General features: G+C 66.3%; 15 protein-coding genes. 12 read left to right on the top strand and 3 right to left on the bottom strand.

What is annotated here, in order from left to right; translation table 11 throughout:
* The first annotated feature begins 34 nt into the window (after window positions 1–34).
* The 4 genes from crtA to bchO are packed head-to-tail and all read left to right on the top strand — an operon-like array spanning window position 35 to window position 4,296.
* Window positions 35–739 carry a spheroidene monooxygenase gene (crtA, locus tag AC1Y2B_RS10570; protein WP_482253048.1) on the top strand — a complete coding sequence of 235 codons (705 nt, stop codon included), beginning with the start codon at window positions 35–37 and terminating at the stop codon, window positions 737–739.
* Window positions 736–1,740, top strand: a complete 1,005-nt coding sequence (bchI, locus tag AC1Y2B_RS10565; protein ID WP_482253047.1) for a magnesium chelatase ATPase subunit I — start codon at window positions 736–738, stop codon at window positions 1,738–1,740. Before crtA ends, bchI begins: the two co-directional genes overlap by 4 nt.
* On the top strand, window positions 1,737–3,395 hold the full coding sequence (locus tag AC1Y2B_RS10560; RefSeq protein WP_482253046.1) for a magnesium chelatase subunit D: 1,659 nt from the start codon (window positions 1,737–1,739) through the stop codon (window positions 3,393–3,395). The genes bchI and AC1Y2B_RS10560 overlap by 4 nt, the downstream gene beginning before the upstream one ends.
* A gap of 1 nt (window position 3,396) precedes the next feature.
* Window positions 3,397–4,296 carry an alpha/beta fold hydrolase BchO gene (gene bchO, locus AC1Y2B_RS10555; RefSeq protein WP_482253045.1) on the top strand — a complete coding sequence of 300 codons (900 nt, stop codon included), beginning with the start codon at window positions 3,397–3,399 and terminating at the stop codon, window positions 4,294–4,296.
* 25 nt (window positions 4,297–4,321) lie between these two features.
* Here bchO and AC1Y2B_RS10550 read toward each other — a convergent pair whose 3' ends face one another.
* A complete protein-coding gene (locus tag AC1Y2B_RS10550) occupies window positions 4,322–4,618 on the bottom strand; it encodes a PRC-barrel domain-containing protein (protein WP_482253044.1) in 297 nt (98 codons plus the stop codon).
* Between the two features lie 358 nt (window positions 4,619–4,976).
* Between AC1Y2B_RS10550 and AC1Y2B_RS10545 the strand changes: the two genes are divergently transcribed.
* Genes AC1Y2B_RS10545 through AC1Y2B_RS10515 form a run of 7 tightly spaced genes read left to right on the top strand, consistent with a single transcriptional unit; the run spans window position 4,977 to window position 13,627 of the window.
* Window positions 4,977–5,084 (top strand): potassium-transporting ATPase subunit F, encoded by a 108-nt coding sequence (locus AC1Y2B_RS10545; RefSeq protein ID WP_482253043.1) that lies wholly within the window; start codon window positions 4,977–4,979, stop codon window positions 5,082–5,084.
* Between the two features lie 11 nt (window positions 5,085–5,095).
* Window positions 5,096–6,766: a potassium-transporting ATPase subunit KdpA gene (kdpA, locus tag AC1Y2B_RS10540; protein WP_482253042.1), complete on the top strand. Its 1,671-nt coding sequence runs from the start codon at window positions 5,096–5,098 to the stop codon at window positions 6,764–6,766.
* An 11-nt stretch (window positions 6,767–6,777) separates the two neighbouring features.
* The gene (kdpB, locus tag AC1Y2B_RS10535; RefSeq protein WP_482253041.1) at window positions 6,778–8,814 is read left to right on the top strand and encodes a potassium-transporting ATPase subunit KdpB; all 2,037 of its coding nucleotides are present in this window, start codon (window positions 6,778–6,780) and stop codon (window positions 8,812–8,814) included.
* Window positions 8,815–8,824: 10 nt separating this feature from the next.
* The gene (kdpC, locus tag AC1Y2B_RS10530) at window positions 8,825–9,400 is read left to right on the top strand and encodes a potassium-transporting ATPase subunit KdpC (protein WP_482253040.1); all 576 of its coding nucleotides are present in this window, start codon (window positions 8,825–8,827) and stop codon (window positions 9,398–9,400) included.
* A 12-nt stretch (window positions 9,401–9,412) separates the two neighbouring features.
* On the top strand, window positions 9,413–12,091 hold the full coding sequence (locus AC1Y2B_RS10525) for an ATP-binding protein (RefSeq protein ID WP_482253039.1): 2,679 nt from the start codon (window positions 9,413–9,415) through the stop codon (window positions 12,089–12,091).
* 19 nt (window positions 12,092–12,110) lie between these two features.
* Window positions 12,111–12,845 (top strand): response regulator, encoded by a 735-nt coding sequence (locus AC1Y2B_RS10520; RefSeq protein WP_482253038.1) that lies wholly within the window; start codon window positions 12,111–12,113, stop codon window positions 12,843–12,845.
* Between the two features lie 2 nt (window positions 12,846–12,847).
* Window positions 12,848–13,627: an SDR family NAD(P)-dependent oxidoreductase gene (locus tag AC1Y2B_RS10515; protein WP_482253037.1), complete on the top strand. Its 780-nt coding sequence runs from the start codon at window positions 12,848–12,850 to the stop codon at window positions 13,625–13,627.
* Here the strand turns inward: AC1Y2B_RS10515 and AC1Y2B_RS10510 are convergent.
* Entirely contained in the window at window positions 13,624–15,318 is a 1,695-nt protein-coding gene (locus AC1Y2B_RS10510) for an amidase (RefSeq protein WP_482253036.1), read from the bottom strand. The two genes, AC1Y2B_RS10515 and AC1Y2B_RS10510, sit on opposite strands and share 4 nt — an antisense overlap.
* An 86-nt stretch (window positions 15,319–15,404) precedes the next feature.
* The gene (locus AC1Y2B_RS10505; RefSeq protein WP_482253035.1) at window positions 15,405–15,731 is read right to left on the bottom strand and encodes an NIPSNAP family protein; all 327 of its coding nucleotides are present in this window, start codon (window positions 15,729–15,731) and stop codon (window positions 15,405–15,407) included.
* Between the two features lie 225 nt (window positions 15,732–15,956).
* On the opposite strand from AC1Y2B_RS10505, the gene AC1Y2B_RS10500 reads away from it, so the two are divergent.
* A complete protein-coding gene (locus AC1Y2B_RS10500; protein WP_482253034.1) occupies window positions 15,957–16,631 on the top strand; it encodes a lysozyme inhibitor LprI family protein in 675 nt (224 codons plus the stop codon).
* Window positions 16,632–16,679: the final 48 nt, after the last annotated feature.

Genomic DNA, 16,679 nt, shown 5'->3' with positions numbered 1-16,679 from the left:
TGTCAGTCTTGGGTGACAGTTACGGGAGGCCGTCTTGAATACCGTGAGTCTCAGCCTGTTCCGGTTCGCCACGCTGCCTGCCCGGCTTTGGGCGTTTGGGCAGATGGGTGCCGCGCGGCTGGCTTTCCTGCGCATGCCAGAGGTGGGGTTCTACAAACTCTGCGGCTCTGGCACGGGCGAGGGGTTTACCCCGCGGCCAAACACCGCCGTCTGGGCGATTCTGGCGACATGGCCTGATGTGGAAACCGCGCGCCACCGCATCCAGACCGCCCCGGTCTATCGCCGCTGGCTGGCCCATGCGGCCGAAAGCTGGACCATCCTGCTGGAGCCCACCTCGTCCCGTGGCAAATGGTCCGGACAGCAGCCTTTCACCCCGACCGACGCACCCAACACCGGCCCGGTCGTCGCCCTGACCCGTGCCACGATGCGCGCCTCGACTTTCCTGCGGTTTTGGCGGCGGGTACCCGATATTTCTGCGGTGATCGGCCAGGACCCCAACATCATCTTCAAGATCGGCATCGGCGAGGTACCCTTGCTGCATCAGGTCACCTTCTCGATCTGGCCTGACGTGGCGGCGATGGCCAACTTTGCACGGGGCAATGGCCCGCATGGCCGCGCCATTCAGGCGGTACGGGCCGAACACTGGTTTTCCGAAGAACTCTATGCCCGCTTCCGCATTCTGGACAATTGGGGCACATGGGATGGAAAACATCCGCTTGCGACAAAGGACGCCGCATGAGCCAGCCTTTCCCGTTTTCCGCCATCGTCGGACAAGAGGCGATGAAGCAGGCCATGGTGCTGACCGCGATTGATCCCGGCATCGGCGGTGTTCTGGTGTTCGGTGACCGCGGCACGGGAAAATCCACCGCTGTCCGCGCCTTGGCGGCCTTGCTGCCCGAGATCACGGCGGTCGAAGGTTGCCCGGTGAACTCGGCCCGGGTCGAGGACGTGCCGCATTGGGCGCATGGCGCCACGGGCAAGCTGGTCAAGCGCCCGACCCCGGTGATCGACCTGCCTCTGGGCGCAACCGAGGACCGCGTGGTCGGCGCCTTGGACATCGAGCGCGCCTTGACCCGGGGCGAGAAGGCCTTCGAACCCGGCCTTTTGGCCCGCGCCAACCGGGGCTATCTTTACATCGACGAAGTGAACTTGCTGGAGGATCACATCGTCGACCTCCTCCTCGACGTGGCCCAATCGGGTGAAAACGTGGTGGAGCGCGAGGGCCTGTCGATCCGCCATCCGGCCCGCTTCGTGTTGGTCGGCTCCGGCAACCCCGAGGAAGGCGAATTGCGGCCCCAGTTGTTGGACCGCTTCGGCCTGTCGGTCGAGGTTGCCTCGCCGCGCGATGTCGAGACGCGGGTCGAGGTGATGCGGCGGCGCGATGCCTATGAGAACGACTTCGACACCTTCATGAAGAAGTGGCGGGCCAAGGATACCGGCTTGCGCAAGGCGATCCTTGCCGCCCGCGCCGCCCTGCCGGGGCTGAAGACGCCGGGCGTGGTTTTGCATGATTGCGCAAGCCTTTGCATCGCCTTGGGATCAGACGGTTTGCGCGGCGAGTTGACCCTGTTGCGTGCCGCCCGCGCCCATGCGGCGTTTGAAGGCGCCACGACCGTCACCCGCGCCCATCTGAAGGCTGTGGCCGCCAGCGCCCTGTCGCACCGCCTGCGCCGCGATCCGTTGGACGAGGCGGGTTCAGGTGCCCGTGTCGCCCGCATCCTGGCCGAAACCCTGCCGTGAACGACCCGCTTTCCCCTTGGGCACGCGTCGAGGCGGCCTTGGCGGTGCTGGCGGTCGATCCTGCGGGGGCAAAGGGCCTTTGGCTGCGCGCCCGCGCCGGGGCGGTGCGCGACAGGGTGACGGCGGCTTTGCCTGCGGCGCGGCGCATCCATCCCGGCATCGACGACACCTCGCTGTTTGGGGGCGTCGATCTGGCGGCCACCTTGGCCACGGGCCAACTGGTGCGCAGCCGAGGTCTGCTGGCCGAACCTGCCCCCCTGATCCTGACCATGGCAGAGCGTGCCCCGTCCGGCCTGTCCGCCCGCCTGTCGCGCTGGCTGGATGACGCAGGCCCCTGTGTGATTGCCCTAGACGAAGGGGCCGAGCCGGAGGAAAGCCTGCCCTCTGCCTTGGCAGACCGTTTGGGCCTGTTTCTGGACCTTGGCGATCTGGGCTGGTCAGACACCGAACCGCTGGTGTTGCCCGACGACCGTATCACCCGGGCCCGCGGCCTGCTGCCCCAGGTCAAACTGCCCAAGACGGCGCTGGAAAGCCTGACTGCGGTGGCCTTTGCCATGGGCATCGCGTCATTGCGGGCGCCTTTGCTGGCGGTAGCCGTGGCGCGGGCGCTGGCCGCATGGCGCGGAGAGGCCACCGCCTCGGATGACACCCTGCGCCATGCCGGCGAACTGACCCTCGCCCACCGGGGCGACCTGCCGCAAGCGCCCGAGGACCGCGAGGCCCCTCCGCCACCGCCGGAACCGAGCGAGGAGGAAAGCCAGCCGCAGAACAGGACGGACCGCCTGCCAGACGAAGTGCTGCTGGAGGCGATCCGCGCCGCCCTGCCCGCTGACCTGCTGGCGCGATTGGCGGCTGGCAAGGCGGCGCGGTCGGCCAAGGGGTCAGGCTCGGGCGCGCAGCGCAAGGGCAACCATCGCGGCCGCCCCTTGCCCTCGCTGCCGGGGGTCCCGGGGTCGGGGCGACGGATTGATCTGGTGGCCACCTTGCGGGCCGCTGCCCCTTGGCAGCCATTGCGGCGCAGAGGCCCGGTGACCGACCAGCTGAAGCTGGAAATCCGCAAGTCCGACCTGCGGCTGAAGCGCTATCAGGAAACCTCGGACCGGGTGCTGATCTTTGCCGTCGATGCCTCGGGATCATCTGCCTTCGCACGGCTGGCCGAAGCGAAGGGCGCGGTGGAGCTGTTGCTGGCGCAGGCCTATGCGCGGCGCGACCATGTGGCGCTGGTGGCGTTTCGTGGGCAAGGGGCGGAACTGCTGCTGCCGCCGACCCGGTCCTTGGTGCAGACCAAACGGCGGCTGGCCTCATTGCCCGGCGGGGGCGGCACGCCTTTGGCGGCGGGGCTGCGGATGGCGTTCGAACTCGCCTTGCAAACGCGCGCGCGGGGCATGACACCCACCGTAGCCCTGCTGACCGATGGGCGCGGCAACATTGCGCTGGACGGTACCGCCAACCGCGAGATGGCCGAGGCTGATGCGCTGCGGATGGCCCGCGCCTTGCGGGCGGCGGGCATGCCGGGGCTGGTCATTGACATTGCCAATCGCCCGCAACCCAGCCTGCGCCGCATGGCCGAGGCGCTGGATGCCCCCTATCTGCCCCTGCCCCGCGCGGATGCCCAGCGACTGTCCGCTGTTCTGCAATCCGCCCTGGGAAGCTGAGATGCGGGCGCTGAGAATCCCGCAGGATTGGCCCAACCGTGCCGCCTCACGCCACATAGCCTGCCGTCCGCATCTTTGGCACGTGCAGGACTTGGGGGAGGGCCCGACGCTGCTGCTGATCCACGGCGCGGGCGGGGCAACGCACAGTTGGCGCAACCTGATCCCGTTGCTGACCACACATCACCGGGTGATCGCGCTGGACCTGCCGGGTCAGGGCTTTTCCGTGCTGGGGGACCGCACGCGCTGCGGTCTGGATACCATGGCACAGGATATTGCCGCCCTGTCCGCCCAAGAAGGCTGGGCCCCGGCTGCGGTCATCGGCCATTCAGCTGGCGCCGCCATCGCCCTGCGGCTGGCCGAGATCACCGAGATCCGCGCCGTGATTGGCATCAACGCGGCCCTGAGCAAGTTTGATGGCATCGCAGGATGGCTTTTTCCGGCGATTGCCCGGCTTTTGGCCATGACGCCGCTGGTGCCGCAAATCTTCAGCCGGATCGCCGGGACGCCGTCACAAGTGCATCAGTTGCTGACCTCGACCGGGTCCCATATCGAACCCGCCGGAGAGGCGCAGTATCTGCGCCTGCTGCGAATGCCCAGCCATGTCGATGCAACCCTGACGATGATGGCGCAATGGAATCTGGACGGAATGCTGCGCAGGCTGGGGCAGCAGCGACAGCCTTGCCTCTTGATCACCGGGTCCAACGACCGCGCTGTCCCGGCAGCCGTCTCGCAAAAAGCAGCCGCCGAGATGCGGGATACGCGCGTGGCGAGTTGTCATGGCTATGGCCATCTGGTCCATGAAGAAGCGGCAGATCAAATCGCGGGCCTGATCATCCCCTTCCTGCGGCAATGCCAGATCGCGGCGTCCGGGCCAGGCTCCAACACCCTGCCGTTGACCTGACGCGGGCCCAGCCAGACCGCAGGCCTCAATCAAGGTGTTCGGGCAAAGCCTTGACCTGGTCTTTCGTCCAGGCAGTTTTCGCATAGACCGCACTGTCGTCGGCGCGCTGGAAGCTCAACGCGCCGATCGGAATGGCAATGCGCTTGGCGCCGATCCCCAGAAAGCCGCCGACGTCGACCACCACCTGCAGGGTTGCACCAGAGCCGTGGAGATGCAGGACCTTGCCGATCCTTACGTCATCGGCGCCAAAGACCACGGCATGGATCAGCGTGGCTTGGTTCAGTTCATCTTCGGTCAAGGCGGCGTGGGTTGGCAGGTCCATGGGGGCGTCCTTTGTTGTGCGGCACAGCAGGATTGCTTGCGCATTCAACGTCCGTGGGCCAATCCGGTTCCCACGGCCCCCGAACCGGGGCCCCCCAACCAAGGGCCGCAGGCCATAGCCCCCCTTTTACCCAACCGGCTTTGCCAGGCCGAGGGCCCATGTTCAGCCCGCGCGGTCCGGCCCTGCCTTGGCCATCTTTACGCGCCCCTTACGCGCAAGGCCTACCTTCGACATAGCACCCTGACGGGCCAAGAGCGCATCTTTCCGGGACAAAACCCGGAGAACCCCATGTCCGACCTTCTGTATCTCGCTTTGGCATTCGCCGCCTTCGGCGGGTTTGCGGTGCTGATCCGTATCCTTGACCGTCTGTGAGGACCCCATGTTCGACCTGATCCTAGGCCTTGTCGTTGCGGCAGGGTTGTTCGTCTATCTTGGGCTGGCGCTGATCGCCCCGCAGAAATTTTGAGGGCAGATGCCATGACCCTGTTCGCTTACATCCTGTACTTCTGCGTCCTGACCGCGTTGGGCCTTGGCCTGGCCATCTGGATGGAGCGCGTCCTTGAAGGCCGCATCACGATCCTTGCGCGGATCGACCAGGCCCTGCTGCGCGGCGCGGGTATCGCCCCAGACCGAAGCATGACCTGGACCGCCTATGCCATGGCGGTGCTTGCCTTCAACCTTGTGGGCTTTGTGGTGCTTTACGCGCTGCTGCGCCTGCAGGGGGTCTTGCCGCTGAACCCGGACGGCATCGGCGCGATGCCCCCCGACCTTGCCTTCAACACCGCGATGAGCTTTGTGACCAACACCAACTGGCAGGCCTATTCCGGTGAGGCGCAGCTGAGTTACCTGAGCCAGATGGCCGGGCTGACCGTGCAGAACTTCCTGTCCGCCGGGACTGGCATCGCCATTGGCGTGGCAGTCATTCGCGGTTTTGTCGGTCCGAAAGACGGGGGCCTCGGCAATTTCTGGACGGACATGACACGGTCGGTGCTGTGGGTTCTGCTGCCGCTGTCGATTGTGCTGGGTCTGTTTCTGGCGCAACAGGGCGTGCCGCAGACGCTGATGGGCGCCGTTCACGCCACCGGCATCGAGGGTGCCGACCAGATCATCCCGCGCGGGCCCGCTGCGGCGCAGATTGCCATCAAGCAACTGGGCACCAACGGTGGCGGCTTCTTCGGCGTCAACTCGGCCCATCCGTTTGAAAACCCCACGGTCGCCTCTGATCTTGCCCAATGCCTGTCGATCCTGCTGATCCCGGTCGCATTCTGCTTCCTGTTTGGCCGCATGGCACGCGACAAGCGGCAAGGCTGGGCGATCTTCGCGGCGATGGGGCTGATGTTCGTGGCAGGCCTTGCGGTCATCCACGTCTACGAGGCGATGGGCAACCCCTCCCTCGGCCTTGGCGCCAATATGGAGGGAAAAGAGACCCGTTTCGGCGCCCTCTTGTCGTCGCTTTGGGCGGCCTCCACCACGGCGGCGTCCAACGGGTCGGTCAACGCGATGCATGACAGCTTCATGCCGCTGTCCGGCCTGGTGATGATGGTCTTCATGCAGGTGGGCGAGGTGATCTTTGGCGGCGTAGGTTCCGGCCTTTACGGGATGTTGCTTTACGTCGTCGTGGCGGTGTTCCTGTCCGGCCTGATGGTGGGCCGCACCCCCGAATACCTTGGCCGCAAGATCGAAGCGCGGGAGGTGACGCTGGCCGTGATCGGCTTCCTCTCGATGCCGGTGGGTATTCTGGTGGTGGGCGCGCTGGCCACGACCCTGCCAGCCGCGACGGCAGCCATTCAGGACCCCGGCCCCCATGGCTTCAGCGAAGTGCTTTACGCCTATTCCAGCGCCACCGGCAACAATGGCTCGGCCTTCGCGGGCTGGAACGCGGCGCTGCCGTGGCACACCACGGCCATCGGGCTGGTCATGGCGCTGGGGCGTTATGCGATCATCGTGCCCCTGCTGGCCATTGCGGGCGCCCTGTCGCGCAAACCCAAGGCCACCGCAACCGCAGGCACCTTTCCGACCCATGGCCCACTGTTTGTCGTGCTTCTCATCCTGACCGTGCTGATCCTTGGCGCGCTCACCTTCTTCCCCGTCCTTGCCCTTGGCCCCATCGCGGAAGAGACCGCGCGGCTGGCCGGGCAAAGCTTCTAAGGGCTGATCCCATGTCCCATCCTGTCAAATCCGCCAGCCTGCGCGACCTTGCGCCCGATGCGCTGCGGCAAAGCGTCCTCAAGCTTGATCCGCGCGGACTGGCCCATAATCCGGTGATGTTCACCACCGGCATCGTCGCGCTGATGACCACGATCCTGGCCCTGCGCGACATTGTCACCGGGGCCACCGGCGGCTGGCCTGCCTTGCACATCTCGCTTTGGCTCTGGCTCTGTGTCCTGTTTGCCAACTTCGCCGAGGCCTTGGCCGAAGGACGCGGCAAGGCCCGCGCCGATACGCTGCGCGCCACCAAGACCAAGGGCTATACCAAGCGGCTGGAGGCGCCGGATGCCACGTTCGATCTGGCTTTCCTGACGCTGACCGAAGAATTGGAAACCGGTCAGTACCTTCTGGTCGAGGCCGGAGACCTGATCCCCACCGATGGCGAGGTGGTGCGCGGCATGGCTTCGGTGAACGAGGCCGCCATCACTGGCGAAAGCGCCCCGGTGATCCGTGAGGCGGGGGGCGATCGATCGTCTGTCACGGGCGGCACCATGGTGGCGTCAGACTGGCTGGTGATCCGCGTCACGGCAGAACCGGGCAAGAGCTTTCTGGACCGGATGATTGCGCTGGTCGAGGGGGCCGAACGCCAGAAAACCCCGAACGAGATTGCGCTGAACATCCTTTTGGCCGGGCTGACGCTGATCTTCCTGTTCGTCGTGGTCACCCTGCCCGCCTTTGCCAGCTTCTCGGGCCTGAAGATCCCGGTCGTCACGCTTGGGGCGCTGTTCGTCACCCTGATCCCCACCACCATTGGCGGCCTTCTGTCGGCCATCGGCATCGCGGGCATGGACCGGTTGGTGAAGTCCAACGTCATCGCCAAATCCGGTCGGGCGGTAGAGGCGGCGGGGGATGTGGACACGCTCCTTCTGGACAAGACCGGCACAATCACCTTCGGCAATCGCATGGCCGATGCCCTGATCCCCGCACCGGGTGTGGATATGACCACGTTGGCCGAGGCGGCCTGGCTCGCCTCGCAAGCCGATGAGACGCCTGAGGGAAAAAGCATCGTCGAAAGGGCGCGTGCGATCCTGGGCCGCGAGGTTGCGCCACGACAGGCGGCCGTGGCGGTTCCCTTCACCGCGCAAACCCGGCTGTCGGGCCTTGACCTGCCCGATGGCATCCGCCTGCGCAAAGGGGCCGCCGATGCCATCGTGCGTCTGACCGGCCAAACCCCGCATCCCACGCTGACGCTGGCCGTGGAATCCATCGCCCGCTCGGGCGGAACGCCGCTGCTGGTGGCGCGCGGCGATACGATCCTGGGCGCAGTGCATCTGAAAGACGTGGTCAAACCCGGCGTGCGCGAGCGTTTCGGCGCGTTGCGGGCCATGGGCATCCGCACCGTGATGATCACCGGCGACAACCCCCTGACCGCCGCCGCCATTGCTGCCGAGGCCGGCGTGGATGACTATCTTGCCGAAGCCACGCCCGAGATGAAGCTGGACCTGATCCGGCGGGAACAATCCGGCGGCCGGCTGGTGGCCATGTGCGGTGACGGATCGAACGATGCGCCGGCGCTGGCACAGGCGGATGTGGGTGTGGCGATGAACGCGGGGACGGCTGCAGCGAAAGAGGCGGCCAACCTCATCGACCTCGACAGCGACCCGACCAAGCTGATCGAGGTGGTGATGGTGGGCAAGGAATTGCTGATCTCTCGCGGGGCGCTGACCACGTTTTCCATCGCCAATGACGTGGCGAAATACTTCGCGATCCTGCCCGCGATCTTCGTGTCAGCCTATCCCGGATTGGGCGTGCTGAACGTCATGAAACTCGCCTCGCCCGGTTCGGCGATCCTGTCGGCGGTAATCTTCAACGCTTTGATCCTGATCGCGCTGGTTCCATTGGCCCTGCGTGGCGTGAAGTACAAACCCGCCTCCGCAGCCGCCCTGCTGCGCCGCAATCTCACCGTCTACGGGCTTGGCGGGCTTGTGGTGCCCTTCGTCGGCATCAAGGCCATCGACATGGCCCTTGTCGTCCTGCATCTGGCATAAGGAGATCGTCATGCTGTCCCAGCTTCGCCCGGCCATCACACTGACGCTTGGCTTCACCCTGCTGACCGGCCTGGCCTATCCCCTGGCCATGACGGGCCTGTCGGGTGCCCTGTTTCCCGATCAGGCCGGCGGCAGTTTCCTGCACAAGGACGGCCAGATCATCGGCTCCTCCCTGATCGGACAGCCTTTCGCAGGGGCTGGCTATCTGCATCCGCGTCCCTCGGCCTCGTCCTACGGGGCTGTGCCGTCGGGGGCGTCCAACCTTGGTCCGACCAACGCCAGCCTGATCGCCACGGTGGCGGCGCGACGCGCGGCTTATGAGGCCGAAAACGGCACGGCCGCGCCGATTGACGCGGTGACCGCCTCGGCCTCGGGGCTGGACCCAGACATCAGCCCGCAGAACGCCGAGGCGCAGGCCGACCGCATAGCCAAGGCCCGCAAGGCCGATCCGGCCGCTGTCCGCGCCTTGATGGCCAGCCATGTCATGGGCCCGGTTTTCGGCCTTTACGGCGACCCCACCGTAAATGTGCTTGAAACCAACCTCGCGCTTGACCAAGCCTTTCCGGCAAGCCCCACAGGTGGCTGAGGACCCTGCCCGATGAAGCCCGACCCTGACACCCGCCCCAATCCGGATGCGTTGCTGAGCAAGGCCGCGCGTGAGGGGCGTGGGCGGTTGAAGATCTTCATCGGGGCGGCACCCGGTGTGGGCAAGACATGGTCCATGCTGGAGGACGCCCATCGGGAAAAGGCACGAGGTGTTGACGTGCTGGCCGCCCTGATCGAGACCCACGGCCGGGCGGAAACCGAAGCCAAACTTTCGGGCCTGACCGTCTTGCCGCGCCGACCGGTCCTGTACAAGAACCATGTTCTGACCGAGATGGATCTGGACGCCCTTTTGGCGCGTCATCCGCAACTGGCCTTGATCGACGAACTGGCCCATACCAACGCCGAGGGCGGGCGCCACGACAAGCGCTGGCAGGATGTCGAAGAGGTGCTGGCAGCGGGCATCGACGTCTATACCACGCTGAACATCCAGCATATCGAGACGCTGAACGAGACGGTCGCCCGCATCACCGGGGTGCGGGTGCGTGAAACCGTGCCCGATCACGTGCTGGAACTGGCCGATGAGATCGAACTGATCGACCTGCCACCCGACGAACTGCTGGAACGGCTGAAGGCGGGCAAGATCTATCCGCAGGATCAGGCGGCGCGGGCGCTGGCCTCGTTCTTCCTCAAGGGCAATCTGACCGCCTTGCGCGAACTGGCGATGCGGACAGCGGCAGACCGGGTCGATGCGGACCTGCGCGAACACATGGCGGCCCATGCGATTGAAGGGCCTTGGCCGACACAGGACCGCATTCTGGTCTGCCTGAACGACAGTCCCGCCGCGCGCGAAGCGATCCGGGTCGCCAAACGCTCGGCAGACCGGGCGCGGGCGGACTGGATCGCGCTGAACGTCACATCATCGCGGCACCGCGAGACTGGGCCGCCGCAAAGCGACCGGATTTCCGCCGCCCTGCGTCTGGCGGAACGGCTGGGGGCGGAAGTCGCCTCGGTCGAGGCCGAACAGGATACCGCCGAGGCGATCCTGACCTTCGCCAAGGCGCGCAACGTGCGCCGGATCGTCGTGGGCCACCCCCGCCGCAGGCCGTTTCTGACCCGATGGCTGCACGAGGACGTGGTGGCCGGGCTGATGCGGCGGGCGGGCTCGTTCGAAATCACCGTCGCTTCGGAGATCGGCGAGGATTTTCATCCGGCGCGGCTGTCCTTCGGACTGGAACGCCCCGCGCTGTGGGGCTTTGGCGAGGCGGTGGTGGCGACGCTTCTGGCGATCCTGGCAGCGACGCTGGCCGACCGCATGTTCCCGGTGGCCTCGTTGTCATTGATCTTCATGACCTCGGTGGTCGTCGTGGCTTCGCGTCAGGGCAACCTGCCTGCCGTCCTCGCCTCGGTTCTGGGGTTTTTGTCTTACGACTTCTTCTTCGTCGATCCGCGCTTCACCCTGACCATCGTCAACCGGGGCGAGGTTCTGACGCTGACCCTGTTTCTGGTGGCCTCGCTGATCACCGGCAATCTGGCGGCGCGCTTGCGGCAACGTGCCCGTGTGCAAGCCGAAATCGCCGAGCGGACCAACAAGCTTTACGATTTCAGCCGCAAGGTGGCCGCCGCCGCGGGGGCGGATGATCTGATCTGGGCCGTGGTCAGCCATGTGGCGATGACACTACGCTGCGAAAGCATCCTGCTGCTGCCGGATGCCGCAGGCGCGTTGGCGGTGGCCGGAGGTTTCCCGCCCGAAGACCGGCTGGAGGTGCGCGATCAGACCGCAGCGCAATACGCCTGGGACAAGAACGCGCCTGCCGGTCACGGCTCTGACACGCTGCCCGCCGCGCATTGGTACTTCCTGCCCCTGAAGGCGGCGGATCAGCGGCTTGGCATCCTTGGGATCGCCTTCGACGACAGCGGCACCCTGCCCCGGCTGGACCACCGCCTGCTGGAGGCCCTGACCGACCAGATCGTGCTGGCCTTGGAACGTTTGCGCCTGACCGAGGACCTTGCCGCAACCCGGTTGGCGACCGAAACAGAGCGGTTGCGCGCTGCCCTGCTGTCTTCGGTCAGCCATGACCTGCGCACGCCTTTGGTGACCATCATCGGCGCGGCCGGCAGCCTGAGCGACACCCCGAACCTGCCGGAAACGGCGCGCCACGACATGGCCGAACTGATCCGCGAGGAAGGCGAGCGGCTGGACCGCTATGTGCAGAACCTGCTGGACATGACCCGGCTTGGTCATGGCGCCCTGAAACCCCGGTTGACCCAGGTCGATCTGGGTGAGGTCGTCGGGGCCGCCCGCCACCGGATGCGCAGCATCCTGCGCCAGCATCCCCTTGTCACCGATCTGGCCGCGCATCTGCCGCAGCTGCATGCCGATCCGGTGCTGCTGGAGCAGGTCCTGGTCAATATCCTCGACAATGCTGCAAAGTATGCGCCCGAGGGCAGCGCGATCACCCTGTCGGCCAAGGTCTCTGGGTCGGTCATGACGCTCACGATCGAGGACTGCGGCCCCGGCATCCCCGAACAGGACCGCGACCACGTGTTCGAGATGTTCTACCGCGTGGAAAGCGGGGATCGCCAGCGGGCGGGCACGGGCCTGGGTCTGGCAATCTGCCGTGGCCTGATCGAGGCGATGGGTGGCACGATCCATGCGCAAGCGGCTTTGCCAAATGGCACGGGGACCCGTATCGTGCTCCGGCTGCCGGTGCCCAACCCCGCGCAGTCCTGAACCAAGGCCCCTTTCCCGCATGTCAGCCGCAGCCCGTATTCTGGTCATTGACGACGAAGCCCCGATCCGCCGCTTTCTGCGGCTGGCGTTGGAATCCGAAGGGCATGCCGTGCTGGAGGCCGCCAATGCCCGCGAGGGCCTGCTGGCGGCCGCCCGCGAAACCCCAGCGCTGGTGATCCTTGATCTGGGCCTGCCCGATGCCGATGGCCTGAGCGTCCTGCATGACCTGCGCGGCTGGAGCCAGATCCCGGTTCTGATCCTGTCGGTCCGCGCGGATGAGGCGGGCAAGGTGGCGGCTCTGGACGCCGGGGCGCAGGACTACGTGGTCAAACCCTTCAGCGTGAAGGAACTTCTTGCCCGCGTCCGCACCCTTCTGCGCGACCGCAGCCCAAGCCACCCGGTGCCTGTGGTGATCGAGGCCGGCGATTTGCGCATTGACGCGGCCCTGCATCAGGTCACCCAGGCGGGTCGCCCCCTGCACCTGACCCGGCGGGAGTTCGACCTGTTGTGGATGCTCGCCTCCAACGCAGGGCGGCTGGTGACGCAGTCGATGATCCTGAACACGCTGTGGGGTCCGGCCCATGTCGAGGACAGCCAGTACCTGCGCGTCTTCATCCGGCAACTGCGCGCAAAACTGGGCGACGATGCGGCCAACCCCCGATATCTGATGACCGAGCCCGGTGTGGGCTATCGCTTTGCGGCCAGCGCCGGCCCGGATGAGCCGGGACGTCCGCCGCAGCTTTCGAAGGAATGACCATGGACAAGCCCCACCCCACCCGCACCGCCCTGATCGCCGGAGGCGCAGGCGGCATGGGCGTTGCCATCGCCCAACGTCTGGGACGCGATGGCTTCCGACTGGTCATGGCCGACCTGCCCGGCCCACGTCTTGACGACACGGCAGCCCGCCTGTTGGCCGAGGGGCATCACGTGCTTGCGGTCCCGCTCGACATCCGCAACCCCGCCGACTGCCGCAGCGCCGTGCAAGCGGCGGTGGATTGGGCAGGTCCCTTGCACGCGCTGATCAACGCCGCCGGGGTCTGGGCAGAGGGCGCGCCCGAAGCGATGACCGAGGCCGATTGGGACCTGGTTCTGGACATCAACCTCAAGGGGCCTTTCTTCCTGATCCAGGCAGCCCTGCCGCATCTGGGCGAAGGCGGCTCCGTCGTCAACATCGCCAGCGATGCCGGGCTGGTGGGCAACAAGGGGGCTTCGGTCTACTGCGCCTCGAAGGGCGGGCTGGTGCTGTTGACCAAGGCGCTGGCACTGGACCTTGCGCCGCGCGGCATCCGCGTCAACGCGATTTGCCCGGGCGATGTGGCCACGCCGATGGTGGACTATCAGGCCAACCGCTACGGCAACGGCGACCCCGAGGGCTACAAGACCGCCCTGCTGGCCCATTATCCGCAGGGCCCCAAGGCGCGCTTCATCCGGCCCGAGGAAATCGCGCGCATGGTGTCCTACCTGTGCGAGGTGGCAGCCAGTCCGGTGACCGGAGCGGCGCTCAGCATCGATTTCGGCGTCACGGCGGGATACTAGGTCAGCGCTGGCGTCCGACCCGGGGGCTGGCGATAGGGCCCGGTCGCCTCGAACGCCACGGCCAGTTGCAGCAGGGCGGTGTCGTCCCAGGCCCGGCCAGCAAAGGTCAAACCGGCGGGCATGCCGATATCGGCCATGATCCCCATCGGCACGCTCACCGTGGGAATTCCCAGATGCCGGATCGCCAGATTGCCGTTGGCGACCCAGACCCCATTGCGCCAGGCCAGATCCGCCGAGGCGGGGTTCACATCGGCGTCGGCGGGCCCGACATCGGCGAGGGTCGGAAACACCACGGCGTCCAGACCGAGCTTGTCCATCCAGTCCTCCAGATCCATCCGGCGTGTCTCCTCCAAACCCCGAAACCCCGCCTCAAGATCAGGAATGTCACGGAAGTCCGCCGCCAGATGGGCGCGGGCGTGGGATGGATAATCTGCAATGTCATCGTCAAATCCGGTGAAGCGGTCGGGCAGGCTGCCGGGCGGCGGCGGGAAAATCCGCGCACCATCGACCTGCGCCAGACGGTTCAACTTGGGGTCGCCATTGGCCTGCAGAAAGTCATCCCAGGCCCAGACCGACAGATCCACGATCTCGCGCTTGAGGTACGCCGGACTGACCAGCCCCCGCGTCTTGATCGTCGGGCATCCGGGCCGGTCCCCCTCGTAGTTTGACACCACCGGGAAATCGACCACCACCACCTCGGCCCCCGCCGCCTGCAGCGCGGCGCGGGCCGCCTGCCACAGGTCGATGATCGCGGCGCGGGTCTGGATCGCCTGCCCGGTCGGCCCGCCGATCCCACCTTGCGGGTTGGTCCCGGCCAAGGGATCGGCATTGACATACATTGCCGGAACCCCAAGACGCTTGCCCGTCAGCAGGCTCCCCCGTGCCAGCGCGGGGTAGGACGCGGGCCGCACCTGCGAGGCCTTGGGGATGGCGACCCAGGATTGGCTGCGCCACAGATCCCCCCGGGTCTGCGGGTCATCGGCCACGATCACCTCCAGAACTTCCAGCAGATCCGCCATGCTGCGCGCGTGCGGCACCACCACGTCCATCGTCGGCACCAGGGGCCAGTTGCCGCGCACCGAAATCACGCCTCGGCTGGGGGTATAGGCACACAAGGCGTTGTTGGCCGCAGGGGCCCGGCCCGAGGACCAGGTCTCCTCGCCCAATCCAAATGCCGCGAAACTGGCTGCGGTCGCGGTGCCAGACCCGTTGGAGGAGCCCGAGGCGAAGGCCGCCGTCAGCCAGTCGGCCTTGTAGGGACTTTCCGCCCGGCCATAGACCCCGCGCTGCATGCCACCATTGGCCATCGGCGGCATGTTGGTCAACCCGATCAACACAGCCCCCGCCGCCCGCAAGCGGGCAATGGCAAAAGCGTCGTCTTGCGCCACAAGATCGGCAAACGCCGGCGACCCCGCCGCGACGGTCAACCCTTTTACCTTGTAGCTGTCCTTGGCGGTATACGGGATGCCGTCCAGCGGACCGCGACTTTGCCCCTGACGGCGCCGCAAGTCCGAGGCCCGCGCCTCTTCAAGCGCGGCGGGGTTGAGGACGGGAACCGCATTGAGGCGAATTCCGCTGGAATCATAGGCCGCGATCCGGGCCAGATAGGCCGTCACAAGACCCACACTGGTGACACGTCCCGCCTGCAGGGCCGCCCGCAGGTCAGCAATCGAGGCGTCTACAACGTTCATTCCCGGCTCCTGATACTGGCGACTGTGTGCGCAACCCTAAGCACAGCTTGACCCTGGCTTGAAGGGAACGCGGACCCCGCCACTGCCTAAAGTGCCGTCAGGGCCGTGGGTTTCAGGATCGACGAGGCGATATTGGCGACGATCGGCCCTTCGGCCTCACTCGCCGCGCGGCCGGCAATCCACTCCGGATCGCGGACGAAGGCGTCCCAAGCGGCCTCGCGTTCGGCCAGCGTCTCCCATGCCAGCAGATAGGTCAAATCGTTGCTGCCCGGTCCGATGGCCGTGGTCCAGAACCCCGAAGGCCGAAAGCCGTGCCGCTTGAAAAGGCGCAGGGTCAGCCCCTCGAACCGCGCCAGAAGCCTTGGCATCTGGCCCGGCAGCACGGTGTAGATGCGCAATTCCTGAATCATCATCGTCTGTCCTTTGTCTCGATGCCCGCAGATCTGCCAGCAGACGATCCCTGCTGGCCAGAAGGAAATGCCGTTCATCCGTTCAATCGACAAAATAGTGTCCGCGGCGACCATCGGATGCGGCGGGGCAACCTGAATTTCGATGACAGAGCGCCGGAATTGGCAAATGATGGCTGGGCGAGTCCCACGGCGCGCAGCCGCAAACCCGAAGATTGGTGGAGACGGCGGATGGTTTCGAACTGGCTTTGCCTGATCCTGCCCGCAGCCCTGCTGGCAGTGGCCCCGCACTATGCCCTCGCGGGCCCGCCCAGCTTTGACTGTACGCTGGCGCAAAGCGCGGATGAAATCGCGATCTGTCAGGACCCCTATCTGTCCGCACTGGATGTACTGGGGACGATGGGGTTCGACTATGTGACGCGCGCCTATGGCAAGGCGCGGGCGCGGGCCGTGGGGCGTCCGTTCCTGATCGCGCGGCGGGCCTGTGGTGGCGACACCGCCTGCATCGAAGGCGTGCAAACTCAGGCCGTGGCGGCTTGGCAAGGGCTTGGCGCGCCCATCAGCTTGCCGGATGGTACTGCCCCGGTCGGGGATACTTTGCCGCAAAGCATCGGTTCCTGCGCTGACACCCAGATCTCTGACATCGAAGGCCGGCTGAGCGGCGACCAAAGCTTCGAGACGGGCACTGTGGTGGTCTTCACCAACGGCGGCAGTCAGGTCAGCTATGATCGCGAAGCCGCCATCATCCATTCGCGCATTGGCGATACGGTATCGATGTGTCTGGTCCATGTGCCAACAGGCTGCCCGCCGGGGGATGACCGGGGCCGGGTCTATCAATCCACCAACCAGCGCACCGGGGCCAGCTGGACCCTGCCCGATGCCGAACATGAATGCGGCGGGGCGTGAGACGGGCGATCTTGTCCGCTCCGATCGCCGCCCCATCTGGCGGATTGC

The organism is Stagnihabitans sp. (genome assembly GCF_964946895.1).
Note: the sequence above shows the minus strand (reverse complement) of the source record. Positions and strands in the feature narration are given on the sequence as shown.

Coding starts and splice junctions, on each gene's coding strand:
- bchI (WP_482253047.1), top strand. CDS start 736: ATGAGCCAGCCTTTCCCGTTTTCCGCCATCGTCGGACAAGAGGCGATG.
- bchO (WP_482253045.1), top strand. CDS start 3,397: ATGCGGGCGCTGAGAATCCCGCAGGATTGGCCCAACCGTGCCGCCTCA.
- AC1Y2B_RS10550 (WP_482253044.1), bottom strand. CDS start 4,618: ATGGACCTGCCAACCCACGCCGCCTTGACCGAAGATGAACTGAACCAA.
- kdpA (WP_482253042.1), top strand. CDS start 5,096: ATGACCCTGTTCGCTTACATCCTGTACTTCTGCGTCCTGACCGCGTTG.
- kdpB (WP_482253041.1), top strand. CDS start 6,778: ATGTCCCATCCTGTCAAATCCGCCAGCCTGCGCGACCTTGCGCCCGAT.
- kdpC (WP_482253040.1), top strand. CDS start 8,825: ATGCTGTCCCAGCTTCGCCCGGCCATCACACTGACGCTTGGCTTCACC.
- AC1Y2B_RS10525 (WP_482253039.1), top strand. CDS start 9,413: ATGAAGCCCGACCCTGACACCCGCCCCAATCCGGATGCGTTGCTGAGC.
- AC1Y2B_RS10520 (WP_482253038.1), top strand. CDS start 12,111: ATGTCAGCCGCAGCCCGTATTCTGGTCATTGACGACGAAGCCCCGATC.
- AC1Y2B_RS10515 (WP_482253037.1), top strand. CDS start 12,848: ATGGACAAGCCCCACCCCACCCGCACCGCCCTGATCGCCGGAGGCGCA.
- AC1Y2B_RS10510 (WP_482253036.1), bottom strand. CDS start 15,318: ATGAACGTTGTAGACGCCTCGATTGCTGACCTGCGGGCGGCCCTGCAG.
- AC1Y2B_RS10505 (WP_482253035.1), bottom strand. CDS start 15,731: ATGATGATTCAGGAATTGCGCATCTACACCGTGCTGCCGGGCCAGATG.
- AC1Y2B_RS10500 (WP_482253034.1), top strand. CDS start 15,957: ATGGTTTCGAACTGGCTTTGCCTGATCCTGCCCGCAGCCCTGCTGGCA.